Source organism: Streptomyces sp. PA03-5A (genome assembly GCF_033792725.1).
Classification (GTDB): domain Bacteria; phylum Actinomycetota; class Actinomycetes; order Streptomycetales; family Streptomycetaceae; genus Actinacidiphila.
Map to the genome: position 1 here is coordinate 227,667 of NZ_JARAVL010000003.1, position 26,371 is coordinate 254,037.

Annotated in this window: 20 protein-coding genes, 1 tRNA gene and 1 pseudogene; 15 read left to right on the forward strand and 7 right to left on the reverse strand. The window is 72.2% G+C overall.

Annotation, left to right across the window (positions count from 1 at the left end; genetic code table 11):
* Nucleotides 1–110: 110 nt before the first annotated feature.
* The 4 genes from PV410_RS05430 (at nucleotide 111) to PV410_RS05445 (ending at nucleotide 4,464) form a co-directional block, all read left to right on the forward strand.
* Entirely contained in the window at nucleotides 111–1,322 is a 1,212-nt protein-coding gene (locus tag PV410_RS05430; RefSeq protein WP_500322658.1) for a DNA polymerase III subunit delta', read from the forward strand.
* A gap of 256 nt (nucleotides 1,323–1,578) precedes the next feature.
* The gene (locus tag PV410_RS05435; protein WP_500322660.1) at nucleotides 1,579–2,601 is read left to right on the forward strand and encodes an alpha/beta hydrolase; all 1,023 of its coding nucleotides are present in this window, start codon (nucleotides 1,579–1,581) and stop codon (nucleotides 2,599–2,601) included.
* A gap of 101 nt (nucleotides 2,602–2,702) precedes the next feature.
* A complete protein-coding gene (locus PV410_RS05440) occupies nucleotides 2,703–4,274 on the forward strand; it encodes an alpha/beta hydrolase (protein ID WP_500322662.1) in 1,572 nt (523 codons plus the stop codon).
* A 113-nt stretch (nucleotides 4,275–4,387) separates the two neighbouring features.
* Nucleotides 4,388–4,464: transfer RNA gene (locus tag PV410_RS05445), tRNA-Thr, on the forward strand.
* Nucleotides 4,465–5,209: 745 nt separating this feature from the next.
* Here PV410_RS05445 and PV410_RS05450 read toward each other — a convergent pair.
* The gene (locus PV410_RS05450) at nucleotides 5,210–10,048 is read right to left on the reverse strand and encodes a P-loop NTPase (RefSeq protein ID WP_500322664.1); all 4,839 of its coding nucleotides are present in this window, start codon (nucleotides 10,046–10,048) and stop codon (nucleotides 5,210–5,212) included.
* 72 nt (nucleotides 10,049–10,120) lie between these two features.
* On the opposite strand from PV410_RS05450, the gene PV410_RS05455 reads away from it, so the two are divergent.
* From PV410_RS05455 to gdhA, 3 genes are all read left to right on the forward strand, one after another.
* Entirely contained in the window at nucleotides 10,121–10,579 is a 459-nt protein-coding gene (locus PV410_RS05455; protein WP_500322666.1) for an RNA polymerase sigma factor, read from the forward strand.
* Complete coding sequence (locus tag PV410_RS05460; protein WP_500322667.1) at nucleotides 10,576–11,085, forward strand: hypothetical protein; 510 nt, start codon at nucleotides 10,576–10,578, stop codon at nucleotides 11,083–11,085. The genes PV410_RS05455 and PV410_RS05460 overlap by 4 nt, the downstream gene beginning before the upstream one ends.
* A 190-nt stretch (nucleotides 11,086–11,275) precedes the next feature.
* Nucleotides 11,276–12,622: an NADP-specific glutamate dehydrogenase gene (gene gdhA, locus PV410_RS05465; protein WP_500322668.1), complete on the forward strand. Its 1,347-nt coding sequence runs from the start codon at nucleotides 11,276–11,278 to the stop codon at nucleotides 12,620–12,622.
* Nucleotides 12,623–12,692: 70 nt separating this feature from the next.
* Here gdhA and PV410_RS05470 read toward each other — a convergent pair whose 3' ends face one another.
* Entirely contained in the window at nucleotides 12,693–13,223 is a 531-nt protein-coding gene (locus PV410_RS05470) for a TerD family protein (RefSeq protein ID WP_499512567.1), read from the reverse strand.
* A 230-nt stretch (nucleotides 13,224–13,453) separates the two neighbouring features.
* Here PV410_RS05470 and PV410_RS05475 point away from each other — a divergent pair, with 230 nt between their 5' ends.
* The 3 genes and pseudogenes from PV410_RS05475 (at nucleotide 13,454) to PV410_RS05485 (ending at nucleotide 15,483) form a co-directional block, all read left to right on the forward strand.
* Complete coding sequence (locus PV410_RS05475) at nucleotides 13,454–13,975, forward strand: SigE family RNA polymerase sigma factor (RefSeq protein ID WP_499512566.1); 522 nt, start codon at nucleotides 13,454–13,456, stop codon at nucleotides 13,973–13,975.
* Nucleotides 13,968–14,807, forward strand: coding sequence for a hypothetical protein (locus PV410_RS05480; RefSeq protein ID WP_500322669.1), 840 nt, complete (start codon nucleotides 13,968–13,970; stop codon nucleotides 14,805–14,807). Before PV410_RS05475 ends, PV410_RS05480 begins: the two co-directional genes overlap by 8 nt.
* Before the next feature lie 9 nt (nucleotides 14,808–14,816).
* Nucleotides 14,817–15,483 (forward strand): annotated as a pseudogene (locus PV410_RS05485) (L,D-transpeptidase family protein).
* Here the strand turns inward: PV410_RS05485 and PV410_RS05490 are convergent.
* Together PV410_RS05490 and PV410_RS05495 are read right to left on the reverse strand one after the other, a co-directional pair.
* Nucleotides 15,473–15,817 carry a hypothetical protein gene (locus tag PV410_RS05490; protein ID WP_500322670.1) on the reverse strand — a complete coding sequence of 115 codons (345 nt, stop codon included), beginning with the start codon at nucleotides 15,815–15,817 and terminating at the stop codon, nucleotides 15,473–15,475. The pseudogene PV410_RS05485 and the gene PV410_RS05490 sit on opposite strands and share 11 nt — an antisense overlap.
* A 16-nt stretch (nucleotides 15,818–15,833) precedes the next feature.
* A complete protein-coding gene (locus PV410_RS05495) occupies nucleotides 15,834–16,631 on the reverse strand; it encodes a hypothetical protein (protein ID WP_500322671.1) in 798 nt (265 codons plus the stop codon).
* Nucleotides 16,632–16,950: 319 nt separating this feature from the next.
* Here PV410_RS05495 and rho point away from each other — a divergent pair, with 319 nt between their 5' ends.
* The 3 genes from rho (at nucleotide 16,951) to PV410_RS05510 (ending at nucleotide 19,292) form a co-directional block, all read left to right on the forward strand.
* Entirely contained in the window at nucleotides 16,951–18,105 is a 1,155-nt protein-coding gene (gene rho / locus PV410_RS05500) for a transcription termination factor Rho (RefSeq protein ID WP_500322672.1), read from the forward strand.
* A 26-nt stretch (nucleotides 18,106–18,131) separates the two neighbouring features.
* Nucleotides 18,132–18,797: a histone deacetylase gene (locus PV410_RS05505; protein ID WP_500322673.1), complete on the forward strand. Its 666-nt coding sequence runs from the start codon at nucleotides 18,132–18,134 to the stop codon at nucleotides 18,795–18,797.
* A 141-nt stretch (nucleotides 18,798–18,938) separates the two neighbouring features.
* Complete coding sequence (locus PV410_RS05510; protein ID WP_500322675.1) at nucleotides 18,939–19,292, forward strand: STAS domain-containing protein; 354 nt, start codon at nucleotides 18,939–18,941, stop codon at nucleotides 19,290–19,292.
* On the opposite strand, the gene PV410_RS05515 is transcribed toward PV410_RS05510, so the two are convergent.
* The gene (locus PV410_RS05515; RefSeq protein WP_500322676.1) at nucleotides 19,194–20,180 is read right to left on the reverse strand and encodes a sigma-70 family RNA polymerase sigma factor; all 987 of its coding nucleotides are present in this window, start codon (nucleotides 20,178–20,180) and stop codon (nucleotides 19,194–19,196) included. The two genes, PV410_RS05510 and PV410_RS05515, sit on opposite strands and share 99 nt — an antisense overlap.
* A gap of 95 nt (nucleotides 20,181–20,275) precedes the next feature.
* Here PV410_RS05515 and PV410_RS05520 point away from each other — a divergent pair, with 95 nt between their 5' ends.
* The gene (locus PV410_RS05520) at nucleotides 20,276–20,680 is read left to right on the forward strand and encodes a VOC family protein (RefSeq protein WP_500322677.1); all 405 of its coding nucleotides are present in this window, start codon (nucleotides 20,276–20,278) and stop codon (nucleotides 20,678–20,680) included.
* Between the two features lie 12 nt (nucleotides 20,681–20,692).
* Here the strand turns inward: PV410_RS05520 and PV410_RS05525 are convergent, their stop codons facing one another.
* Nucleotides 20,693–23,140 carry a SpoIIE family protein phosphatase gene (locus PV410_RS05525; RefSeq protein ID WP_500322678.1) on the reverse strand — a complete coding sequence of 816 codons (2,448 nt, stop codon included), beginning with the start codon at nucleotides 23,138–23,140 and terminating at the stop codon, nucleotides 20,693–20,695.
* Between the two features lie 122 nt (nucleotides 23,141–23,262).
* Nucleotides 23,263–24,042 carry an SDR family NAD(P)-dependent oxidoreductase gene (locus PV410_RS05530; protein ID WP_500322679.1) on the reverse strand — a complete coding sequence of 260 codons (780 nt, stop codon included), beginning with the start codon at nucleotides 24,040–24,042 and terminating at the stop codon, nucleotides 23,263–23,265.
* A gap of 746 nt (nucleotides 24,043–24,788) precedes the next feature.
* On the opposite strand from PV410_RS05530, the gene PV410_RS05535 reads away from it, so the two are divergent.
* Nucleotides 24,789–26,360 (forward strand): sensor histidine kinase, encoded by a 1,572-nt coding sequence (locus PV410_RS05535; RefSeq protein WP_500322762.1) that lies wholly within the window; start codon nucleotides 24,789–24,791, stop codon nucleotides 26,358–26,360.
* Nucleotides 26,361–26,371: the final 11 nt, after the last annotated feature.

A 26,371-nucleotide genomic window follows, 5' to 3' on the forward strand; every position in this document is an offset into this window, starting at 1 on the left:
GCCGCAAGGGGCACGCACCCCCCGCCCGCCCCGCAGGGTGTCCGTGGCGTACCCGACAATGGTGGGGCCGGACAACGCAAGGGCAGCGGCACCACAGGACGGGCGGGCAGATGGCGGTATGGGACGACCTGGTCGGCCAGGACCGGGTGACGGAGCAGTTGGCCGCCGCCGCACGGGACGCCGACGCCTTCGTGACGGCGGCTGCCGCGCGCAGCGCGCTGCCGACGGCGTCGAAGATGACGCACGCCTGGCTGTTCACCGGCCCGCCCGGCGCGGGCCGTGACACGGCCGCCCGCGCCTTCGCCGCCGCGCTGCAGTGCGTGAGCCCGGACCGGGCGCTGGGCGGGGCGCCGGGCTGCGGCTTCTGCGACGGCTGCCACACGACCCTGGTCGGTACGCACGCCGACGTCGAGGTGGTCCGCACCGACCTGCTCTCCATCGGCGTCAAGGACACCCGCGACCTCGTCCGCCGCTCCACGCTGTCGCCCGCCTCCGGCCGCTGGCAGGTGATCGTGCTGGAGGACGCCGACCGCCTCACCGAGGGCGCCGGCAACGTGCTGCTCAAGGCGGTGGAGGAGCCTGCGCCCCGGACGGTGTGGCTGCTGTGCGCGCCCTCCATCGAGGACGTGCTGCCGACGATCCGCTCGCGCTGCCGGCACCTGGTGCTGCGCACCCCGCCCGTGGACGCCGTCGCCGATGTGCTGGTCCGGCGCGACGGCATCGACCCCGTGACCGCCGAGGCCGCCGCCCGTGCCACGCAGGGGCACATCGACCGCGCCCGCCGGCTCGCCACCGACGAGGGGGCGCGCACCCGCCGCGCGGCCGTGCTGAGGCTGCCGCTGCGCGTGGACGACGTGGGGGGCTGCCTCAAGGCCGCGCAGGAGCTGGTGGACGCGGCGACCGAGGACGCCAAGCAGGTCTCCGAGGAGATGGACGCCAAGGAGACCGAGGAGCTGCGCACGGCGCTCGGCGCGGCCGCGGGGGCGGGCAGCCGGATGCCGCGCGGCACGGCGGGCGTGATGAAGGAGCTCGCCGACCGGCAGAAGCGCCGGTCCACCCGTACCCAGCGCGACACCCTCGACCTGGCCCTCACCGACCTGGCGGGCTTCTACCGGGACGTGCTGGCGGTGCAGGTCGGCACGTCCGTCGCCATCGCGAACGTCGAGGCGCGGGACGCCGTCGAGCGGATCGCGGCGGCTTCGCGGCCGGAGAACACGCTGCGCCGCATCGAGGCCGTGCTCGCCTGCCGTGGGGCCCTGGACAGGAACGTCGCGCCGTTGCTGGCTGTCGAGGCGATGACGCTGGCCCTGCGCGCGGGCTGACCGCCGGCGCGCGGGACGGGCCGCGCGGACCGCCCCCGCGCCTTGATCATCCGGCGGACGGGTGATCGTTTGCGGCGCTCGCGCGTCGCCGCTCCCCGGTGCGCCCGGCCTTGCCGCAGGCTGCTGTGCGGTGCCCCCGGCCGCTGTCCCCGCGGGGGTGATCCCAGCGCACGGGGTGCGCTCCCCCCTGCCTCCGGCGCGGGTGCCGCGCCCGTGCCCGAAGCGCCGTGGGGGACCTGCCGAGGTGGTGCCGCACGTGCCCGAGGTGGCCGAGGTCGTCGTTCTGTACGCGCTGCTGACCGCGGCCGGGGCCGTGGCGGTGGCGCTCGCCCGCTCGGCGCTGCGGCACTGGTGGGAGCAGCGCGCGGGCCGCGCGTACGAACTGCCCGTCGAGCGCACCGGCACGGTGCTGCGCGGCGCAGGGTCCGTGCTGGCCGCCGCGGGGGCGGTCACGCTGGCCGTCTGGTCGCCGTCCGGCCCGGCGGATCCGTCGCTCCCGCCGCCCCGCCCGGTCACCGCCGCCGCGCCCCCGCTGTCCCGGCCGCCGTCCGCGCCACCCCCGCGGCCGGTGCCGTCCGACCCCGTGGACGCCGGGCTGGAGCCGCCGCGCACCCTCGGTCACCCGGCCGGGGGCACGCTCCAGGAATTGTCCGACGGCACGCGGGTCTGGCTGCCCCCGCAGTACGACTACCCGGACTCCGTCGGGGTGTACTTCCCCCTGGTCGTGGCCCACATCGACCCCGCCGACCCGGATCTGTTCGCCGGCTTCGCCGCCCAGTCGCTGCGGGGCATCGCGGACCCCTTCGTGGTCGTGCTGCCCGCCCACTGCGACACCGGCCCGGGCGCCCGTCCCGCGGCCGTCCCGGTCGCGGTCGCCCGGCTCTACCGTGTCCTGCCCGGCCGCCCCGCGCGGGCGTTGCTGGGCGCCGACGGGAACGCGGCCTGCGTCGTACGGCAGCAGCTGACCGACCCCGAGGGGTACACCGCGGCGATCGGCGTCTCGGGCGGCTACGACGGGATCGACCGGTCCGGCCCGCCGCCGTACTACTCCTCCACCGACCGCGGATACCCCGGGGGTGACATGCCGCGCCCCGCGCTGCTGCTCGCCGTACCCTCCGGAGAGGAGGACGCGCGGCGCTCTGCCCTCGCCCTGCGGGAACGGGTGCGTGGCGTGTCCGCCGGGGTCCGGGTGCTGGACGGCATCGCCCCGCGGCGGCGGCTCTTCGCCCTCGTCGCCGGGTACGCGACCGAGAAGCTCGACGGTCCGGACCGTCCCTGACGGCGCGGGCCCGAATCACCCGTATGAGGACTGTGGAGGACGGTTCGCCACCGGCCCTCCGGATACGCTCCAGATGACCACCACGAGGAACCGAGGCTCCGATGCACACCCCGCGCCTGCTCCGTACCTCCGGCACCGTCCTCGCGGTCGCCGGGCTGATGCTGTCCGCGTGCACGACGGGTGGCAGCACGCACAGTGCCGCCGCCTCGTCCCCGGCGGGCTCGCTCGGCGGGCCGCCGCCCTCGGGCGCTGCCGCGGACGCCTACGGCAACCTCCGGCCGTACTACGAGCAGCGTCTGTCCTGGCGCGAGTGCAAGGACATGCCGGGCATGCAGTGCGCCACCATGCGGGTCCCCCTCGACTACGCCCACCCGTCCGCCGCGAGCGACCTCAAGCTCGCCGTCACCCGGAAGCGGGCCGAGGACGGCGGCAAGCGGCTCGGCACCCTGCTGGTCAACCCGGGCGGCCCCGGCGGCTCCGCGATCGACTATCTGCAGTACGCGGCCTTCGGCTACCCGTCGGCGGTCACCTCCCGCTACGACATGGCCGCCATCGACCCGCGCGGTGTGGCCCGCAGCGAGCCCGTCGAGTGCCTCAGCGACCGCCAGATGGACGCCTTCACGGCGACCGACGTCACCCCGGACGACGGCGCCGAGGTCAACGCCCTCGTCGCCGCCGACAAGGAGTTCGCCGGCGGCTGCGAGCAGCGCTCCGCCAAACTGCTCAAGCACATCAGCACGGTGGACTCCGCCCGCGACATGGACGTCTTCCGCGCCCTGGTCGGCGACCGCAAGCTCAACTACGTCGGCAAGTCCTACGGCACCTTCCTGGGCGCCACCTACGCCGAACTGTTCCCCGACAAGGCCGGCCGGCTCGTCCTCGACGGCGCCGTCGACCCGTCGATCTCGGCCCTCGACGCGAGCCGCGGCCAGGCCTCCGGCTTCGAGACCGCCTTCGACGCCTTCGCCCGGGACTGCGTCGGCCACCGCGACTGCCCGCTCGGCACCAAGAGCTCCGCCGACGCCGGGCACCGCCTCGACGCCTTCTTCAAGCAGCTGGACGCCAAGCCCCTGAACACCGGCAGCGACCGCAAGCTGACCGAGGCGCTCGGCACCACCGGCGTGATCGCCGCGATGTACGACGAGTCGATGTGGCCCACCCTGCGCACCGCCCTCACCAAGGCGAACAAGGGCGACGGAAGCGGTCTGCTCGCGCTGTCCGACACGTACTACGAGCGCGACGACCGCGGCCGCTACGACAACCTCATGTACGCCAACGCCGCCGTGAACTGCCTCGACCTGCCGCCGGCCCTGTCCGGCCCGCCGGCCGCCGAGCAGTCCGTCTCCGCGTTCACCGCCGAGTCCCCGCACTTCGGCAAGAACCTCGCGTGGTCCAGCCTGATCTGCGCCTACTGGCCCGTCGCGCCGACCGGCAAGCCGCACCGCATCGAGGCCACCGGCGCCGACCCCATCCTGGTCGTCGGCACCACCCGCGACCCCGCCACGCCGTACGCCTGGGCCAAGTCCCTCGCCGGCCAGCTCGACTCCGGCGTCCTGCTCACCTACAACGGCGACGGCCACACGGCGTACGCCCGCGGCAGCAGCTGCATCGACTCCGCCGTCAACCGCTACCTCCTCGAGGGCACGCCCCCGGCGGACGGCAAGACCTGCTGACCCCGTGAGGGGCCCCGTCGCCCCGCCCCGACCCGACGGCACCCTGGTCAGGGGCCCCTCAAGAACTGTGTAGACTTGTGCCCGCTGCCGATGCGAAGCTGTCTCGGCAGCCTGCCGCCTTAGCTCAGTCGGCCAGAGCGACGCACTCGTAATGCGTAGGTCAAGGGTTCGATTCCCTTAGGCGGCTCCACGAAGAAGGGCCCAGGTCACCTCGGTGAGCTGGGCCCTTTGGTTTGATTGCAGTTCCTCGGCGGGTATGACGGCGCGGACCCGAGAATCCCGTGGGGGCGCGTATTACTGGGGTGTGTCTCGGGGGATGGGCGAGGTGTTCGCGCGGGCCGAGCAGTCTGTGGCCGTCGCTGGATGTCGCCGGTCTCGGCCACCTCGACTGCACCGGATCGGGGGTGTAGTCGAGGGTGAGTCGGACGCGGGCGCCGGCGGCGTGCTTGACGACGTTGGCCAGTGCCTCCTGCACTCCCCGGTGCGCGGCCAAGTCGGCGCCAGCGGAAAGCGGTGCCGGTGTCGGCCGGCTCGACAGGGACGCCGATGTCGCGTACCGGGTCCGCGATGGCCGCCACCTGGCCGAGATCCGGTCGCGGGGGCAATTTGGCGGCGGCTGGTTTGAGGCCGTCTTCGGTCATGGTGAGCAGGCATGACGTGGCGCAGTTCTGCCATCGCAGTGGCCCGCTGGCCTCAACGGCCAACAGTGCCCCGCGCGGCCCGCTCGGGCGCGGTGTCCATCACTTTGTAGGCCGCGCCTGTCCCGAACTCACGTCATGTCTGGAGGAACTGGTTCGTGGAGTTTCCAGATTGCTGAACGCAGGCCGATGCGGCGGATTACCGCGGAGCCCAGGCACATCCGTGACCTGGGCTCCTTTGTTGTCGGGATCTGCCCGCAGCCAACGGGCCCTGTCCTCCTGCCGACGGTGCGGATGTCATTCCGGTTGCGAAGACGGATCCAGCACTTCGAAACCACCGCGCGGGCTGGCTTGCGTTCGGAAGCCGAGCCTTTCCACGCAGGCCCGGAGTTTCCCCTGTCCGAGAACGCGGGTGTAGCTCAGGGGTCCGAACGTGTCCTGTAGTGCTTTGCCCACCTCCAGTCCGCTGATGCCGGCCTGCTCAGGCGACCGTGCGGCCAGAAGCTGGCGAATCAGGATCCGGTATGCCTCCTCCACGTCCACCTCTGCCTTCCTCGTGGCGGCGAGACGCATGGCACTGGACACGATGGGTTGGGGAGTCGCCTGGCCAGCCCTAGGGGCCGGCGCCTGCGGGGGGTCAGGGTAACGGGAGGGGGGTGCGTGTCGGCCAATGTCAGCCGACGCTTCGATGGGGCTGGAGTTGCGGCGCTGCTCCAGCCCGTTGAGGAAGCGTGCTGTTGGGGAGGCAGCGGAAGAGGATGTGACGAACTCCACGGACCACGCCCTGAGCCCTTCGTAGCTGAACCCCAGGTAGAACTCCACTGGTGCGTTAATGTCACGGCTGCGCAGGAATTTATCCTTGGGTGCGAAGAACGCCCGCATGTGGCCGTGTGCCACGGAAATCCAGCCCAATTGCGGCCCCTCTATCTCCTGGATGACTCCGGAGACCTTGAGTAGCCGCTCAGGCCGTTCCCACAGAACGGGCTCGTCCCTGCGCTCCCCCAACTCCGTGAAGTGCACGAGTTCCGGAATGGCGGACGCGCCGCCGTCCGCTGCGACCGCCATCCATTCGTAGCTGTACTGCCGTCGGCTGTCCCTGGCGAGCCGCTTGGACTCCTCCAGATATCGCTGTGCTTCTAGCTGGGACTGCTCGTCGCCCCTAAACCAACGGAGAAAGCGCAGGACGTAGAGGTAGTAGTTGCATTCGAGACTCTGCTTTTCGTGATTCAGGATCGCGAAGCGTTCGAGTGCGCGCAGCTCCTCGTACTCGTCGAGTTGTCGGTAGCAGCGGAACCACGTTCGAACGTCGCTGTCATTCAGACGGCCATCAACGTGGAAGACGTTGTCGTAGAGCTCAACTATGGCTCTGAGAGATTCGTGACTCGAACCGTCTCCTTCTCGTTGCTCCTCCTTGAAGAAGGCGCGGGCGAGGACAAGTGCAATCCCGGAGTGGCTCTCGGATTCAGCGATGAGCGATCGCCACTCTCGCACCAGTGTCCGGACGCTGCCGTAGAGGGCCCCTAGGTCGCCCTCGCACTTGTTGTAGTAGGTGCTCTTGCGGTGGCCGGGGCGGGCCATGTCCAGCTGGTCGAGCAGGGATTCCGCGAGATGCAGCTGCTCGTCCGCCCAACGGCCGACATCGCCGCCGTCCCGCACGAGACCGAGGAAGTTTTCCCGCTGAGATATCTTGACCAACTGGTTCAGGACCTGAGCGATCATCTGGACGGGAGTCACATATCCGTGCTCGTCCTCGAGGTTTAGAGTTCGGCCCCTGGTGAACGCCTCGAGCGCCGCGTCGTAGATCGGCAAGACCTGCGCGAGGGCTTCTTCGACGCTGATGGCGCCCGGCCGCATTTCCTGCAGGAGATCGCGCACCCACACGCGGCGGACCATGCCAAGCGTGTGGAAATGAATGGAATCCTTTTCCAGTGAAAGTTTGATGGCCTTCTCGAGGTATCCCTCCGCCTTTTCGAAGTCCAGTTTCATTTCGTGGATGTGATATCGACCCAGGTGATTCCAGAAATGAGGCTCAGATGGGCACTTGCGGGTTAGCTCCAGGAATACCCGATAGGCAGCGTCGCGAACGGGAATCCTCGTGATCAGCTCGGCGAACCGCACGCCTGCAGGCTGATCTGTCGACCATTTGTCCCGCCGTATGAATAGATCCTGAAGGATTTTTCTCGTCTGTGCGTTCTCGGAGCCCTGATGAATGCAGACCTGTGTGATGAACTCGACCGCGGTGTCTGCCAGCCGGTCTTCCCAGGACCGCCCGTCCTCAGATTCCAGCAGCGCGACCAGTACGTGCTCGGCTACAAAGGGATGGAGTAGCCGGAGTTCGCCTCCGTCGTCGACCACGAGATGACGCAGGTCCTCGCCCAGTACCTGCAGCAGATCGGCCTGGTAATCGCGCTCGGAGGCGCTCATGTCGCCCCACTTTCCGGTGAGCCATCGCCGGACAAGTGGGTAAGGGAGGCCGTTCTGGGCGAAGCGGGTGACCAATGCTAGATATTTGACGGCGCGCCGCCGCTTCTCGTCGAGGTTGGCCAGATGACTCTCGACATATCCCTGCGTCCCGATGAAGTTTTCCTCGAACGCCGCGAGCCCGAAAAAGAACGGGGAGAGTTGCTGCGGAGGAGCCTGTCCGCGGCGGAGGCTCTCCACCGCCGCCTTCGCCCGCTCGTTTCCGGCTCGTAGGGAGTAGTTCTTCGAGAATTCGGACAGTTCGCCCGGCGACATGGGGTCGGTCAAGCGGTAGACACTGCCGCGTCCAGGCTTGTTGGTGCGGGTGACCCAGAGGAGGACGGCGGGTGTGTTCCACTGGCGCAGGCGTTGGTACAGGTTGTCTCGTTCGGCCTGGGACACATCGGCTGACTCGGCGACGACCAATACTGGTTGGGAGGTGCGGCGGTAGATCTCGTCGACCCGCTCGACCGTGTCCTGACTGTAGTTCCGCAGCAGAACCACCGGGTATTGACGGTGAAGATCCCACGCGATGCGTCGTGCCAGGGTCGTTCCCCCCGCTCCGGGGGTGTGAAACAGCTCCAGAGTCTCGGCCGCGCGGCTCCCGAGAACCTTGCGGAGGTCCTGCTCTAGGGCCTGCTGGGCGTCGCGGGGAACGTCGAGTCCGGCATCCAGATCCATCCAGGTGGCCGGGCGGCCCCGCCAGAACTCGTCGGTCGGCTGGTCCTGCAACTGATCGGTGAGGCAGGCGGAGTGGAGAACATCCAGATCGACGGCAAGCCGCGTGAGTTGGTCCCGTTCGAAGACAACCGGACCATTCTTGCCCGGCATTGTCGCTGGCCTGCCGGATCGCGGAGCGATCTGCGACTCGTTGAACTTCTCCAGGAGCACCGCCATGTCCTGGGTGGCCGCGGAAACCTGGTGGACCTCGACCAGCTCGTAGAGGTCCTCGATGTCCTCCAGGACTCGCGACACCCGTTCGTGGGGGTCGTCGCCGAGGGTCAGGCACAACACCGCGGCTGCGCGATTGGTCGTCTGCCTACTGATGCGTTCGAGGAGTCGCAGCAGCACCGGACGGTTGTGCTTGCGCCAGTTGGCGAACGTCGGCTGCTGGAGTTCACCGTGGCTTTGCCAGCCGTCGGCCATGGCCCACGGGATGACTCCGCGACTGGATGACAGCGCGCCGTCATTGAGGCCGAACTGAAGAATCTGGTGGTGCGTGGCAGCTGGGGGCCGTGGAATGCTGGCCAGTCCCGTGCTGTCGCTCTGCGGGTCGAAGTCCAGGATGGCCGCCCACCGATGAGCGATCAGGCCGGCCATCGCTGGAACGCTGATACCGTCCTCCACGAGCAGAAACAGGTCGTAGCCGGTGTGCGGTCCACCCTGAAAGTTCTTTACCAGCGCGGACAGCTCGTTGTCGGTGCGCGTTGTGGGACGGGGCGAAGAGGGCGTCGCCGTGACCGCGGTGGACCGTTGGGCACCGGGAATACTCGCCTGCTTAAGGAGATCGTGCCACTCGTCCACGTGGTATTTCTTGAGGATCTCCCTGGTGACCCAGGCCGCGGTGTGAAACGCGGTCACGCGCTCCTCGGCCCGCATGCCCCTTTTGGCGGCGTAGTTCAGTGCTGCGGTCAGGCGTGCCAGGACGTACTGGTAGTCCAGTGAGTCCTTGCGTCGCGGCTGTCTCCGGTCCAGTGCTTGAAGGGTCGGGCGGCGGATGGCGTTGACGACGTCGACAAACGACTGGTCGAGGATGTCCAGTTGTTCTCCGTGGACGGTGACGTCGTCGCACTCACCGAGTACGCTCAACGAGATGGCCCGGCCGGACCGCGCCTGGAGCCCGAGCAGCGCCGCAGTTTCGAGATAGGCCTGGTCGTACAGAAGTGGCGCGGGCTCGTCCCAGCCGACGTCGATCAGCCAGTACGCCGTCCGGAACGAACGGGTGGCGTCGAGCAGGATGTTTCTCAAATGCAGGTCACCGTGGCAGGCGCCCTGCAACACCAGTTCCCGGTGCTCGGTGAACGCGCTGCTTCGTCCCAGGACGGTCAGCGGGTCGGGCAGCATTTCGCCGGAGAGTGGGAAGACAGCTTGGGTGACGCCTGCGAGTGCGCGGACCTCCTGCAGGGCTTGGCCACGCCGACCGGTGAGGAAGCCCCTTCCGAGCCAGGACTCGATGATCTCTGTTGTGCTCATGTCGATTTTGCCAGTGACAGTGGCAAGTTGCGCTTCGATTAGCTCGCCGCTGACGACCGAACAGGCGTTCAGGAATCGCTGGCTGTTGGCCCGTTCCACCGCATGTACCCCGCGGAGGCTGCCGCCGGCGATCTCATAGACATCGACGGAAATGGTCGGGCTGTCGGCGGTGAGCGCCAGCCCCGCGATATGTTCATCTGCGAAGTCCGGCGGCAGGCTCGTGTAGAAGTGCTGGTGCGCGGCACTCTGTCGACGGCCTGTGACAGGAGCGGCCTTGACGATGTACTGGCCGTCGAGGGTCGATTCAGCAGCATCGGACACATCACACTTGGCGACGACGGCATCCGTGTAGCCATCCGACAACTCTTGCAGAACCCGGACCTCGGCACCGATGCCTAACTGGTCCTTCAGAAGTCGTATCGCCTGATCTTGCAACGTGTCTGTCGAATCAGGGGCACCGTCTGCGTCAGTGATGTGCGTCACGCTTCATGCTAGCAAGAGCACCAGCGAGACTGGCCTGTTGTGACGGAAGCTCTCTGGGGTGATGGCTACCTGATGCACCGTACGGATCGCGAGACCGCGCAGGACGTGCTCTCGGAGACCTTCCTGCTGGCCTGGCGGAAGCAGCGGTCCGTACCGGAGGACGCGTTGCCCTGGCTGCTGGCGGCGGCGCGCCGGCTGCTCGCCAACCGCGTGCGGTCGGACCTGCGGAGACAGGCGCTCGCGGCACGGATGGCCGCGGTGATGGACCGCGCGCCGCAGGAGGTGTTCGAGGACCGCATAGGCGACCGTGAGCGCGTGTTCCGGGTGCTGATGTCGCTGTCCGAGAGCGACCGCGAAGTGCTGCTGCTCACGGGCTGGTACGACCTGAGCGCGCAGCAGGCGGCCAAGGCCCTGGGTTGCAGCAGGGCGGCCTACGCGCTGCGGCTGCACCGGGCCCGCAAGAGGTTCCGCGCGGCCCTGGAGCCGCGACCCGCATCCTTCACCCCGCTCGATTCGGAGGTACACGCATGACGAACGACCCTGTCCTGGACGCCGTCCGGGAGCTGCGCCCGCAGGGTGCCGACGGCTGGGCGCGGTCGGCGGACGGGCGGGAGACGCTGCGGTCCGTGCTGGACCGGGCGACGCCGCGGAGCACGCGGCGGCGGTCGCTGCGGGTCGCTGTGGCCGGCGGCGCGGTCGTCGCCGCGCTGGCCGGCGGCGGGGTGGTCGCCGTCGCCGGGGGACTGCCGTGGGGGAAGGACGCCGGGGCGCAGGTGATGTGCGCCCGGACGCTGTCGCGCGACGCGGACCTCTCGGGTCTGCCGTCCGACGCGATCAAGGCCTTCGACCCCAGGGACCCGGGCAAGGCCTGCGCCGGGCGCTGGGAGCAGATGTGGGGCCCGTCCGAGCCCGTCCCCACGTCCTTCGCGGCCTGCTACCACCCCGGCGCCGCCGGCAAGGTCGTCTGGCCCGCCGACGGCCTCGACCAGGACCAGGCCTGCGCCCGCATCGGGGCCCGGCCGATTCCCGTCGGGTAGCCCGTCCGCGTCGCGGGGCCGCGCCCATACCAAAAGGGCGCGGCCCGTACGGGTGACCCGGTGACTTTCGGTGTGCGGAGTTGCTCCGGGTGACACCTTGCTTTCTTCCATCCGTACTCGTTGACACGGCAACGGCCGGACGCGGCGCCACGGCGAGCGCGTCCGGGACATCGGACGAGGGAAGGCGCGCATGAACGTCAGTGCTCACATCGAGGCCGTCTACGCGGACGTCTGCCGGCGCAATGCCGGCGAGACGGAGTTCCACCAGGCGGTGGGGGAGGTGCTGCGCTCGCTGGCGCCGGCGCTGGAACGGCACCCCGAGTACCTGGGGACCCGGATCGCGGAGCGGATGTGCGAGCCGGAGCGGCAGGTGATCTTCCGGGTGCCGTGGGTGGACGATCAGGGACGGGTGCAGGTCAACCGGGGCTTCCGGGTGGAGTTCAGCAGCGCGCTCGGCCCGTACAAGGGAGGTCTGCGCTTCCACCCGAGCGTGGACCTCGGCATCGTGAAGTTCCTCGGCTTCGAGCAGATCTTCAAGAACGCGCTGACCGGGCTGGCGATCGGCGGCGGCAAGGGCGGCTCCGACTTCGACCCCAAGGGCCGTTCCGACGGCGAGGTCATGCGCTTCTGCCAGTCGTTCATGACCGAGCTCCACCGGCACCTGGGCGAGCACACCGATGTGCCGGCCGGGGACATCGGCGTGGGCGGCCGGGAGATCGGCTACCTCTTCGGGCAGTACAAGCGGATCACCAACCGCTTCGAGGCGGGCGTGCTGACCGGCAAGGGCGTCGCCTGGGGCGGCTCGCACGCGCGGACCGAGGCGACGGGGTACGGGGCGGTGTACTTCGCGGCCGAGATGCTGGCCACGCGCGGGCAGGGCTTCGAGGGGCGCAGGGCGGTGGTCTCCGGGGCGGGCAACGTCGCCGTCTACGCGATCGAGAAGGTGCGCGCGCTGGGCGGCTCGGTGGTGGCCTGCTCGGACTCCGGCGGCTACGTCGTCGACGAGGCCGGCATCGACCTGGAGCTGCTGAAGGAGATCAAGGAGGTGCGCAGGGCGCGGCTGTCGGCGTACGCGGAGGCCAAGCCCTCGGCGCGGTACTCCGAGCGCGGCTCGGTCTACGACGTGCCGTGCGACGTCGTGCTGCCCTGCGCCACGCAGAACGAGCTGGACGGTCAGGACGCCGGGACGCTGGTGAAGAACGGCGTGCTGGCGGTCGCCGAGGGCGCGAACATGCCGTGCACCCCGGAGGCGATCGAGGTGTTCCGGGAGGCGGACGTGCTCTTCGGCCCGGGCAAGGCGGCCAACGCGGGCGGTGTGGCGACCTCGGCGCTGGAGATGCAGCAGAACGCCTCCCGCGAGCTGTGGACCTTCGAGCGGACCGAGGCCCGGCTCGCGCAGGTGATGCGCGACGTCCACACCCACTGCCGGGCCACCGCCGCGGCGTACGGCGGCACGCCGGACGACTACGTCCTCGGCGCCAACGTCACGGGCTTCCTGCGCGTGGCCGAGGCCATGACGGCGCAGGGCGTCGTCTAGAGCCCGCCCCCAGTGGTGCCCGTGCCCTCCCGCGACGCGCGCGGGAGGGCACGGGCGTTCCCGGCGGCGATCAGGAGGCGTCGCCGCCCATCACACGGGCGAAGGCCACCGGATCGGCGTCGTACCCGCGGACGCCGGAGCGGAAGCGCCACTCGCCGGAGTCGCCCCGGCGGAATTCGCCGACGGTGGCGGCCGTGGCGGCCGCGACCTCGCCGAGGTCGGAGGCGGCGAGGTCGGTGTGGCCCTCGACCACGTGCACGCCGGTGCCCGCGACGTCGCCGAAGGTCATCCGGCCGTCGCGCTGCTGCACGACGACACCGACGACGACCCGGTGGTAGGCGGCACCGAGCCGGTCGAGTTCGAGGGTCATGATCTCGTCGAAGCCCAGCCCCTTGCCGGTTTTGCTGTCGCGGTTGAGCGTGATGGTGCCGTCCGGGGAGCGGCTGTCGAAGTGGACGAGGTACGCCGGGACGCCGTGCGGGTCGGCGGCGCTGTAGGTGGCCGCGACGATGTCCAGGTCGCTGGCGGGTGCGCCGAGCGGGCTGGGGTCCCACTTGAGCCGGACCTCGACCTTGCCGAGGCCTTTGGTGACATTGCTCACTGGCTGGCTCTCCTTGCTTCCGGCTGGTCGGGTGCGGAGGCGGCTGTCACAGGGAACGCCCTTTCATCTGCCGTCAGTTGGGGGACGAGCGCGTGCCGCGCGTCCGTCCGAGGCGGCAACGAACGAGGGCGATCCCGGATTCCTGGCAACCGGTCCGGGGTCCCAGACGGTTCATGCGGGTGTGAGGCTGCTGGGAGCACGGACAGGAACACGATGGCAAGGACACCACGGTGAGGGATGCGGAGACGGACTTCGAGGAGTTCGTCGCCGCGCGCGGGCCGCGGTTGCTGCGGGTCGCCTGGCTGCTGACCGGGGACACGCACCTGGCGGAGGACCTGCTGCAGACGGTCCTGGCCAAGGTGTGGCCGAAGTGGCGGGGCATAGCCGCGGAGAACCCGGAAGCGTACGTGCGCAGGGCCCTGGTGAACACGGCCTCGTCGTGGTGGCAGCGCCGCTGGCGGGGCGAGGTGCCGCACGGCGAGGTGCCGGACACGGTGACGGCGGTGGCGGACCCCTTCGCCTCGGTCGACCTGGAGCAGTCGCTCGCGGTGCTGATACGCCGGCTGCCCGCGCGGCAGCGGGCGGTGGTCGTGCTGCGCTACTTCGAGGACCTGAGCGTCGAGGAGACCGCCGAGGTGCTGGGCTGCCGGCCGGGCACGGTGAAGAGCCAGGCCGCCAAGGCGCTGGCCATGCTGCGGGGGCAGGTCGCGGCGGTGCCGAGCCTGGCGAAGGGTGGTGAGCGGTGTGGATGAGGAGCCAGAGCCGGAGGAGGAGTGGGAGCTGAGCGTGCTGCTGGAGCGCGCCGTGCCGCAGCCGACCGCGCCCCACGACCGGATGGCGCAGATCAGGCGGCGGGTACGGCGGCGCAGGCGACGCCGGGTGGCCGCCGGGGCGCTGGCCGCGGTCGGCGGTGTCACGGCGGCGGTGGTGGCCGCCGCGTTGCTGCAGCCCGCGGGTCCCGTGACGCCCCGGGGGCAGCAGGTCCTCCCCGCCGCGTCCCCGTCCCGCGCGGTGCCCGCCCCGGGGTCCCCCCTGCCGACGTCGACGGGGAGCACGCACCCCGGCTACGCGCTGGTCAGCCTGGACGCGCTGTCCGGGCTGACGCTGAAACTGCCCGGCGAGGGCTGGCGGTCCCTCGTGACCACCGACCCGCGGGGCCTGGTGGTCGGGTTCGTCGGCTCCGGACCGCTCCACGAGCGCAGCGGGTGCACGAAGCAGGAGATGATCCGCTACCCGGTCTGCCCGCCCGTGGACAAGGTCGCCGAGGGCGGGGTGCTGATCGCCTTCGAACAGGTGGGGGCGCCCGTGGGCGACGGCACGGGGTCCGGCCGGTTCGTGGTGAAGGGCGTGGCTTCCGCGGGCGAGGGCTGCCGCGCGCTCGGCGGCCAGTGGGAGCTCACGGCCTGGGGGGAGGACCCGGACCCCGCGTCCTCCGTCGGGCTCGTGGTCAGCGCCTGTTTCAACCGTACGGCGAAGGACACCATCGCCGCGGTCACGGCCGGCCTCAAGGCCGCGAGCTACACCTCGGCGTCCCCCGGCGGGCCGACCGGTCCGGACCGTCCGACCGGTACGGGCACGGGCTGACCCACTGGGCTGACCGGCCGGGGACCGGGCCGTCCGCTCCACGGAGTCCCTCCGGCCTGGCGCTTCTCCTTGATCGCGCTCTCCCGTGGACGAGACGAAAGGCGCCTTCATGCCCGAATTCGTCCGCCGTGGTCACCCCCGGACGACGCGCGCCAGGTCGTCGTGGTGACCGGCGTGGCCGGAACGCGTCCCGGTCGCGGGTCGTGGTCTACGAGGGGACCCCCGACGGCTGGCGCGGCGGCGCGAGATGGCCCGCGCGCAACGGGCAGCGCGGGTGGACCGACGACCACCGCAGCGGCGACGAGCGCTCGCCGATCGGGGTGTTCGGCCTCACCGACGCCGGGGCCTGATGGCCGACCCGGGCACCCGGCTCCCGTACGACCACTCCGGTGGGTCTTCATCAGGGGCACCGGCCTGGAGGGGAACCTCTGACGGGTTCGTTCGACTACGGCGTGTCCATCAACTACAGCCGCGAGCCCGGCACGTCGCCGCAGGACCGGACCCGGCCGATGGGCGGACATGGGCGGTGGCATCTGGTTCCACGTCGTCCACGAGGGGCCCACGCAGGGGTGCGTCGCGTTGTCCGAGGCCCACATGCGGCAGTTGCTGCGGACGCTGGACCCGGCCCTGCAACCCGGTCGTCGTGATGGGGGACGCGGCCTCGCTCACGCGCTGAGACGTGCCGCGTGCGCGGCCTCGTCGGGCCGTGGCTCGCCCGGCCGGGAGCCGCCGAACTCCCAGTGGGTGGCGCCGAGTCCGCCCGCCGCCAGGGCGGCGTCGATCCGGCGGCGGACCTCGGCCTCGTCGCCGGGCGCGGACGCGAACAGCACGCGCAGCCGCAGTGCGCCGCCGGGCCCGGCCGTGACGGCGGTGTGGTGGGGCGCGAGGGGGCACGGCGGATCGTGCTCCCAGTGACCGCACAGGGCGACGGTGACCGCGGCACCTGGGGCGCGCTCGTCGCCGCCGGGGGCGAGGGTCACGACCGCGTCGTGGGCGAAGGTCCGGCGCACGCCTCCAGTATCGGTGTCAGCCGTCCTGCTCGTGGCGGGGACGCATCGCCTGCCGCTGGACGCGCCGCCCGAACGCGGACAGCAGCGGCTCCACGGCGGCGCGCGGGAGCACGACCTTCTGCCGGCCCGTGGGCGGGGCCGCCACCTCGCCCCGGTCGAACGTCACGACCAGGTTCCCGCAGCCGGTGAAGGCCAGGTCGTCCAGGACGGCGCGGCGGGCCGCCGGGTCCTGCAGCGCGCGGAGCCCGCGCGGGTCGTGGCCGGCGCGGGCGGCGAGCACCCGGACCAGGTGCCCGGCGAGGTCGCCGGCCGCGTCCGGGGCGACCATGGCGAGGGCGGGCAGCACCTCGCCGGAGCGGCCGTCGTACCAGTACGTGGCCGTCGTGGTGCCGCTCCCGGAGGTGGTGCCGTCCCCGGCGGCGGTGCCCTCGGCCGTCGTCAGCTGGACGCCGAGCACGTCCCCGGAGGCGGCCAGGAACGTGTACGAGATGGTGAACTCGCCCGCGCAGCCGGCACCGTGGCCGTGCGCGGCCAGGAAGTCCCGCAGCCCGCGCCGCACCTCGCGGTCGAGCGTCCGGGTCAGCGGCCGTGCGCCCGGCACGGACGGGTAGCTCGTCGACCAGCGGCAGGCGCCGCCGGTGCCCCGGGCGCCGATGACCCGCAGCCCGTGGATCCAGGTGGGCATGACCGCCCTGACCTCCTGTCCGTCGGCGGAGGCGGTCGCGGGGGAGGGTCGTCCGCCGGAGGGCGCCGTGCACGCGGGGACGGCCAGCAGCGCGGCCACGGCGACGGCGGCGATCGGCACGGACTTCACCCGGCGACCGTAACCGCCCCCGGGGCCGGGGCGGTTGGCCGTGCCGTATCCGGACCGGGGTGTGACAGGTTCGCGACATCGCGGCGGTCCCCCGCCCGGGGTCGTGGTGCTACAGTGCGAGGAGCACGGCTGTGCGCCCCTCTTCGGCGCCGGTGCTCCCCGCGTGACCGCCCGGCGGTCCGCTCCCGCAGTCACTGCGGTGTTCCCCCTCGCCCGCGCCCCGCGTCGGCGATCTCCCCGAGGCTCCGCCTCTTGTGCCGCGTGTCCCGGCGGCCGGCCGATTCCGCCGCCGTACGCGCCCTTCCCCCGAGGACCACGTATGTCCACAGCTCCCACCACCACCCCCACCCCCGCTCCTGCTTCCTCCCCCTCGGGCGAACGGCTCGTCGCCGTCGCCGGGGTCCTCGACGTCGAGGGCGGGCGCGGCTTCCTGCGCACCGCCGGTTACGCGCAGGGCCCGCACGACGTCCCGGTGCCGCCGGAGGTCATCAGGCGGCACGGGTTGCGCAAGGGCGACGCCGTCGAAGGCGTGGCCACGGCCGGTCGCTCCCGCGCCCTCGTACGGGCCGACCAGGTCGGCGGGCTGCCCGCCGGCCTGGCCCGCGGGCGGCGGCACTTCGCGGACCTGACCCCGCTCCACCCGTCCGAGCGGCTGCGCCTGGAGTGCCCGCAGGGCGGCCTGACCACCCGTGTCGTGGACCTGCTGGCCCCCGTCGGCAAGGGTCAGCGCGGGCTGATCGTGGCGCCGCCGAAGGCCGGCAAGACGATGCTGCTGCGGCGGCTGGCCGACGCCGTCGCGGACAACCACCCCGAGTGCCACCTGATGGTGGTGCTCCTGGACGAACGACCGGAGGAGGTCACCGACATGCGGCGGGCGGTGCGGGGCGAGGTCGTCGCCTCGACCTTCGACCGCACGCCCAAGCAGCACATCGCCGTCGCCGAACTGGCCGTCGAGCGGGCCAAGCGCCTGGTCGAGACCGGCCGGGACGTGGTCGTGCTGCTGGACTCCCTCACCCGGCTGTGCCGGGCGCACAACAACGCGGCGTCCTCGGGCGGACGGACGCTGTCCGGCGGTGTCGACGCGGCGGCGCTGCTCGGCCCGAAGCGGCTGTTCGGCTCGGCGCGCCTCGCGGAGGAGGGCGGTTCGCTGACCATCCTCGCCACCGCGCTGGTCGACACCGGATCGCGCGCCGACGACTACTTCTTCGAGGAGATGAAGAGCACCGGCAACATGGAGTTGCGGCTGGACCGGGGGCTGGCCGACCGGCGGGTCTTCCCGGCGGTGGACGTCGGCCCGTCGGGGACCCGGCGTGAGGAACTGCTCCTCAGCCCTGTGGAGCTGGCGGCCGCGCGCGGTCTGCGGCGGGTGCTGCGTGGCGCGGGGAGTTTCGAGACGCTGCTGGAGCGGATGCGGGCGACCCCGGACAACGCGGCCTTCCTGCGGCAGATCCGCGGCACGGTGCCGGCCGCCTGATCCCGCGGCGCCCGCATCATGGAGCGGTGACCACACCGCAGCGCGTGGGGCCCCGGGGTGCCGTGCGGCCGGACCGGCCGCCCGGTTTCGTCTGGTACGCGGCCTACGGCTCCAACACCCACCTCGTGCGCCTCAACAGCTACCTCGCCGGCGGGGTGCCCCCCGGCGGCTGCCGGGAGTACCCGGGCTGCCGGGACGCGCGCCCGCCGCTGCGGTCGGTGCCGCTGGAACTGCCGGGGCGGATGTACTTCGCGACGCGGTCGCCGGTCTGGTCGGGCGGCCGGGCCTTCTACGACGGCGACGTGCCGGGCGGCGGGGTGCGCGCCAGGGCCCACCTGCTGACGGTCGGTCAGTTCTCGGACATCGCCGCCCAGGAGATGTACCGGTCGCCGGGCTCCGACCTCGACCTCGCCGAGGTGCTCCGCTGCGGCAGGGCCCGGCTGGGCGACGGGCGGTACGAGACGCTGCTGTACCCCGGGGACGTGGACGGGCACCCGGTGCTCACCTTCACCGCCCCCTGGGGCTCCGGCGGGGCCGAGCACGTCAGGCCGTCCGGGACCTACCTGCGGCACATCGCCGAGGGCCTGGCCGAGACGGGCGCCTGGGACCTGCCCGGCATCGCGGCCTACCTCGCGGAGTGCGCCGACGGGGCCTGGGACCCGCAGGAGATCACGGCGCTGCTCGGACGGTGACGCGCGGCGCCGATGGATTACGGCGCCGCCGCCGGTCCTAGGGACATACGCGGTACGCATCCCCGCATCCGCCCCAGGAGGTCGCCCATGGCCCGGCCCGCGCCGCCCCCGCCCGCGTCCCGACCGGGCGGTGGGCCCGCCGTGCTCATCTTGACCGGCAGGCTCGACCGCGCGGGGATCCCGCCGCTGGTCGAGCGGCTGCGCGCGCTGCTGGCCGAGCGGGGCGGCGGGACGGTGCTGTGCGACGTGGGCGGGCTCGACGGCGCTCCGGACGTCGTGCTGGTCGACGCCATAGCGCGGTTGCAGCTGACCGCCCGGCGCCACGGCGGCCGGATCAGGCTGCGGGGCGCCGGGGGCGCGCTGCGGGAACTGCTGGTGCTCACCGGGCTGGGCGGGCTAGCGGGCCTCGGGTGCGAGGCGCGCGGGGAGGCCGAACAGCGGGAAGAGCCGCTCGGTGTCGAGGAAGGAGTTGAGCCCGGTGATCCGGCCCTCTGATATCTCGATGACCTGCAGCGCCCACGGCTCGTGACCCCCGTCGGGGCTGGGCCGGTACTGCCCGAAGCCCGGTGTGCCGTTGGCCGTGACCGGGACGAGCCGCGAACCGCGGCAGCCGGAGCCGAGCCCGAGCATCCAGGCCTTGATGTCCGCGGATCCGCGCAGCCACAGGCCGAAGGGCGGCATGGACAGCGTGGCGTCCTCGTGGAGCAGTGAGGTGAGGGCGTCGAGGTCGTAGGACTCGAAGGCGGCGACGTAGCGGCCGAGCAGGGCGCGCTGCTCCTCGTCGAGCGGACGGGCCGGGTCGGTCGTGGCGGGGCCGGCCGCGGCGAGGGCGGCGCGGGCCCGCTGCAGCGCGCTGTTGACCGAGGCGACGGTGGTGTCGAGCAATTCGGCGACCTCGGCCGCCTTCCAGGCCAGCACCTCCCGCAGGATGAGCACGGCCCGCTGGCGCGGCGCGAGGTGCTGCAGGGCGGCGACGAACGCCAGGCGCACGCTCTCGCGCTGGTCGGCGAGGTCGGCGGGGTCGCCCGTCTCGGGCAGGACGCGGCCGTCGGGGGCGGGGGAGATCCAGGTGCTCTCCGGCAGGGTGCCGGGCAGCGGGCCGTCGGCGCTGCCGGGGGAGGCCAGGTCCATCGGGCGGGCCCGGCGCCCCGTGCCGCCCAGGATGTCCAGGCACGCGTTGGTGGCGATGCGGTACAGCCAGGAACGCAGGCTGGAGCGGCCCTCGAAGCGGTCGTACGCCCGCCAGGCCCGCACCATCGTCTCCTGGACGGCGTCCTCCGCCTCGAAGGCCGAGCCCAGCATCCGGTAGCAGTAGCCGGTCAGCTCCGCGCGGTAGCGCTCCAGCTCCTGCGCCACGTCCGGGGGTGCAGCGAGATCGCTCATGGTTCTCCTCCGCCTTCCGATGAGTTCCGGAGCGTCCACGGGTCTACTTCAGCACAGACCACTGACACAAACCCCGGAACGGAACGAGGCGGACCATGCCGACCCAGATCTTCGTCAACCTCCCCGTGCAGGACCTGCCCAGGTCGAAGGCCTTCTTCGGCGGCCTCGGCTTCTCCTTCGACCCCCGGTTCACCGACGACAACGCCGCGTGCATGGTGATCGGCGAGGGCATCTTCGCGATGCTGCTCGTCGAGCCCTTCTTCCGGCAGTTCACCAAGAAGGAGGTCGCGGACGCCACGAAGACCACCGAGTCCATCCTCTGCCTGGGCGTCGAGTCGCGGGAGCGCGTGGACGAGCTGGCCGACGCGGCCCTGGCCTCGGGCGGGTCGCCCTCGAACGAGCCCATGGACCAGGGGCCGATGTACGGCCGCAGCTTCCAGGACCCGGACGGCCACCTGTGGGAGGTCGTGCACATGGACCCGGCCGCCCTCCAGGACTGACGCGCCGCGCGCTCAGCCCGGGTGGACGTCCGGGATCTCCTGCTCCGCCCAGATCAGCTTGCCGTCCGCGGTGTAGCGGGTGCCCCACCGGCGGGTCAGCTGGGCGACGAGGAAGAGCCCGCGGCCGCCCTCGTCGGTGGTCCGGGCGTGCCGCAGCCGCGGCACGGTGTTGCTGCCGTCGTAGACCTCGCAGATGAAGACCGACTGCCGGATCAGCCGCAGCCGGATCGGGCCCGAGGCGTGCCGGATGGCGTTGGTGACCAGCTCGCTGACGACCAGTTCGGTGGTCGTCCGCAGCTCCTCCAGCCCCCACTCGGCGAGTTGGCGCGCGGCCAGCGCCCGGGCCCGGCTGACGACCGCCGGGTCGACCGGCAGGTCCCAGGCGACGAACCGGTCCGTGGTGAGCGCGTGCGTACGGGCCACGAGCAGGGCGACGTCGTCGGCGGGCGGACCGGGCAGCAGACGCTCCAGCACGGCCGAGCACAGGTCCTGCAGCGGCAGTTCGGGGTGGGCCAGGGCGTGCGCGAGCCGCTCCAGGCCCACGTCGACGTCCTCGCCGAAGGTGTCGATCAGGCCGTCGGTGTAGAGGGCGATGATGCTGCCCTCGGCCAGTTCGAGCTCGGCGGACTCGAAGGGCATGGCGCCCAGGCCGAGCGGCGGGCCGGCGGGCAGTTCGGCGAAGGTGACGCGGCCGGAGGGGTCGACGACCGCGGGCGGCGGGTGCCCGGCGCGGGCCATCGTCAGCCGCCGGGTCACCGGGTCGTAGACGGCGTAGAGGCAGGTGGCGCCGGTGACGGTGGTGGCCACCGACGCGTCGGCGCTCTCCTCCTCGGTGAGCCGCATGATGAGGTCGTCCAGGTGCGCCAGCAGTTCGTCGGGCGGGAGGTCCATGTCGGCGAGGGTGTGGACGGCCGTCCGCAGCCGTCCCATCGTCGCCGCCGCGGTGAGCCCGTGCCCGACGACGTCCCCGACCACCAGCGCGATCCGCGCCCCGGACAGCGGGATGACGTCGAACCAGTCGCCGCCCACGCCGTCCTGGATGTCGGTGGGCAGGTAGCGGGAGGCGACCTCCAGCGCCGTGCCACCGGTCAGGGTCTGCGGCAGCAGGCTGCGCTGCAGGGTGAGCGCCGCCTCGTGCTCGCGGGTCCAGCGCCGGGCGTTGTCCACGCACACCGCGGCGCGGGCCACGAGCTCCTCGGCGAGCAGCAGGTCGTCCGGCTCGAAGGCGCCGGGCCTGCGGTGCCGGATGAAGGTCACCACGCCGAGGACCGTGCCCCGGGCCCGCAGCGGCACCCACATCACCGACCGCATCCCGAACTCGCGGATCTTGGCCGCGCGGGCCGGGTCGTCGGTGAGCCACGACGCGCGGTCGATGGCGATGTCGGCCTCGATCTCGGGCCGGCCGGAGGTCATGCAGCGCACGTGCGGCGAGGTCTCGCCGGCGTTGATCCGCTCACCGAGCGCGACGATCGACTCCGGGGTGCCCGGGTGCACCGAGCGCATCCCGGCGCGGCGCAGCGGCACGCGGCCCAGCCCGCCGCCGGCCGGCGGCTCGTCGCCGCGCAGCACCGGCTCCAGCAGGTCGACGGTGACGAAGTCGGCGAGCCGCGGGACCGACACGTCCGCCAGTTCCTGGGCGGTGCGGGTGACGTCCAGGGTGCTGCCGATGCAGGCCCCGGCCTCGTTGAGCAGCGCGAGCCGGCCCCGTGCGCGCCAGCGGTCGGTGACGTCCATGCCCATGTAGCAGACGCCCATCACCCGGCCCTCGGCGTCGTCCAGGCGGTAGAAGGAGGTGGAGAAGGACCGCTCCCGGTAGGGGGCGGCCAGCGTCCAGCCCTGGTATTCGTGGTCGATCACCGGCTCACCGGTCAGCAGCACCTCGCGCATGATGTTCTCCAGCGCCTCGGTGTCCAGACCGGGCAGGGAGTCGCTCATGCGCATCCCGATGCGGTGCTCGCGCGGCACGCCGGCCAAACGCTCCAGGGTGTCGTTGACCCACACGTACCGCAGGTCGGGGGTGAGCACGGCCATGCCGATCGGGGACCGGCTGAGGAAGCCCTCCAGGATGGCGCTGCTCACCGCCCACGACGGGGTCCTGGCCAGGTCGATCGCGGACACCAGCCAGCGCTCGTGCCCGTCGGGCGACGCCAGCGCGGACACCCGAAGGCCCAGCTCGATCCGGCGTCCGTCGCGGTGCCGGGCGGCCACCAGGCCGCCCCAGATGTCCTGGTCGTGCCACTGGGCGGCGACCTCCGCGGCCCTGGCGGCCTGGCCGGGGGAGGCGAGCAGCTGCGCGGCGGGGCGGTGCAGCGCCTCCGCGGCCGGGTAGCCCAGCAGGTGCTCCGCGGCGGCCGTCCAGCCGATGATCGTCCCCTCGCCGTCGATCAGCGCCGACGCGGCGTAGGCAAGGTCGAACGGCGCCTTCGCCGGCGCCGCCGCGCTTCCCTCCGGCATGACCATCAGGGGCGTCCCATTTCCGCTGATCCGTGTCTTTCATGCTAGGACGTCCCGTCCGCGGGGGCTCCTCGCGCGGACCGGCTTCGGACGGGCCCCGGACCGGTCCCGGCCCGGTCCGGCACCGCTCAGGGCGGTGGCCCCGGGGGAAGGGGCGGAGGCGTGGGGCGCAGTGCGTGCAGGCCGCCGTCCACGGGGAGCGCGGTGCCGGTGACCGCCGCGGCCGAGGGTCCGGCGAGGTAGGCGACGGCGTCGGCGACCTGCTGGGCGGTGACCAGGCGCCCGCTGGGCTGGCGGGCCTGGAGCGCGGCCCGCTCGGCCGTCGGATCGGGGGCGGCCGCGATCAGCCGCTCCACCCAGGGCGTGTCGACGGTGCCGGGGGTGACGCAGTTGACCCGGACGCCCTCGGGCAGGTGGTCGGCGGCCATGGCCAGGGTGAGCGCGAGGACGGCGCCCTCGCTCGCCGCGTACAGCGCCTGGCGCGGGAGTCCGGCCGTGGCCGTGACCGAGGAGATGTTGACGATCGACGCGTAGCGGGAGCGGCGCAGGTACGGCAGCGCCGCCCGGCTCGCCCGGACCACGCCGAGGAGGTTGACCTCCAGCACCCGGCGCCACTCGCCGTCCGGGTTCTCCTCCACGGTTCCGACGGCCCCGGTGCCCGCGTTGTTGACCAGGATGTCCAGCCCGCCCAGGTCCTCCACGGCACGGCCGACCGCCCACCGCACGGAGGCGTCGTCGGCCATGTCGGCGGCGAGCGCGTGCAGGTGTGCCGGTGCCCGGCCGGGGGCCTGGTCCAGTACGGCCACCCGTGCGCCGCGCGCCGCCAGGGTCTCCGCCGTGGCGAGCCCGATCCCGGTGGCGCCGCCGGTGACGATCGCGGCGAGCCCCTGCAGTTCCCCGGCGGTCATCGGCCGGCCCCGGTCTCCGCGCGCGTGACATTGCTCCCCGAACGGGCCGGGCGCAAGTACCCATCACTCTTAAGAGTGAAGCCAATTTTCGCGCCCCTCCGGGGTCCCGCGGCGCGGGCGCACCGCGCGCGGCCGGACGGCGCACGCCGGGGCTTTCCCGCCGTGCCGCCTGGGGGTCCGCCGTACCGCCCGGGCGCATGCCGTGGAGCCGGTCGCTCCGGTTCGGCCCCGCCGCCCTCCGCGGCGCCCGCGCGTACCGCCCGCCAGCGTCCGCGGCCCGGCCCGGTGCGCAGCCCGCGGGGGGCGCGTGACGTGGGGAAGCGGCGTTCCGGGGTGCTCGCTGGGGGGTTCGGCCCGGCGTGTTCCTGCTCGCCCATGAGGGCCTCCCGGGGCGCGGGGACCGGCGTCGCCGTCGATCGAGCCATCCGTGGTCAAACAGTTTATATCGGTCATTGCTCATGATCGAATCGTGGGCGCACAGATGGTGAGGGAGCGCCCGGGAGGGGTTTGCGCCGACGGTGAAGAACCGATAACCATACGTCAAACGGCATGTGCCAAAGGCATCGTGAGGCGGCATCAGCCAGGGAATGGAAGCGGCTATGCTACTTGCGGCTCAGCGTGTTGTAGCAATTACGCCAGGTCAGGCGGATATGCCGACCGAGTGCCGATTGCCCAGGTCGCTGCGGCCGGACTCCGCCTGCTCGTGTCGTGTTCGTTCCATGACTAGCGATCACCTGAGGATGCTGATGGTTCGTGCTGGATCGTCCCCCGGAGACCGCCGGCCTACCGCCACGTCCGCGTGGTTATTGCCGGTCGGCATAGTCGCGGCGGTGACCGCCGTCGCCGTATGGACCGTCCCGTCGGCCGCCCGGGAGGCGGTGCTGTGGTGCGGGGTGACCGCCACGGTGGCCGTGGCCGTCCTCGGCGCCGAGACCGCCCGCCGGGGCACTGCCGTACGGGCGCTGCGCGAGCAGCTCGTACGGCGCGAGGAAGAACTGCAGTTCCGGCTCTCCCGCCAGGAGGCGGAGACCGAACGGCTGGCACGGGAGCAGCTGCCGAACGCGGTGGCGCGGTTGCAGCGCGGCGAGTTCGTCGCCGACGTGCTCAAGGACATCGAAGAGGACGCCGAGGGCGTCACCCCCGGATTCCAGCGGGCCCATCAGCGGATGCTGCGCTCGGTGCTGGAAGCCGTGTCCGCGGAGGAGGACGTCCGCGAGTCCTCGCAGCGTGCCTTCGTCAACATCGCCCGGCGCGTGCAGGCCATCGTCCACCAGCAGGCCAGTGACCTGCGGGAGATGGAGGACCGGCACGGCCGCACCCCCGACGTCTTCGGGGACCTGCTCAAGCTCGACCACGGCACCGCCCTCATCGGCCGGCTCGCGGACAGCATCGCCGTCCTCGGCGGCGCCCGCCCCGGACGCCAGTGGCGCCGGGCCGTCCCCCTGTTCAGCGTGCTCCGTGGCGCCATGTCGCGCATCACCGACTACACCCGCGTGGAACTGCACTCCGTGACGGAGGTGGCCGTCGTCGGACCCGCGGTCGAGCCGCTGATCCACGCGGTCGCCGAGCTGCTGGACAACGCCACCCGCTACTCCCCGCCGCACACGAGGGTCCACCTCACCGCCGTCGAGGTGCAGTCCGGCATCGCCATCGAGATCGAGGACGGCGGCGTCGGCCTCAGCGAGGAGTCCCGGACCCGCGCCGAGCGCGCCCTGGCGGAGGCCCAGGCCGGCTTCGACCTGGGTGACCTGGGCGAGACCCCCCGCCTCGGCCTCGCCGTCGTCGGGCGCCTCGCGGCGACGTGGAACTTCCAGGTGTCCCTGCGCTCCTCCGCCTACGGCGGGGTGCGCGCCGTGGTGATCGTCCCGCAGGACGTCATCACCACGGTGGCGAACGCCACCGGTCTGGCGCACGGCATCGGCTCCGTCTCGGGCCCCCGGCCCGTGGTGCCGGACCAGCGCGCGTCCGACTCCGGGACGGCACCCGTGCCCGCCCCGGCCCCCGCCACGGGTCCCCGGCCCTCCCCGCCCGCCGCCCACGCCTGGGCGGAGGACGACGTGCCGGTCGTGCACGAGAGGACCGCGAACGGACTTCCCCAGCGGCGGCGTCGCGCTGCGGCCCCGATTCCCGCCCCCGGTGCGCGGATGGGCACCGTGCCCGCCGACGGCTCGGTCACTGCCGCGTCGGACCCGAAGCCGGGCAAGGAGCCCGTGCAACCGGGCATGTGGCTGGCGGCCTTCACCAGCGCCGTGTCCGGTGAGAGCACTGCCACCTCCTCTGACAGCAACAGTGACGAAACGTTAGATAAGGGTGAGTAGCCGTGATTCAG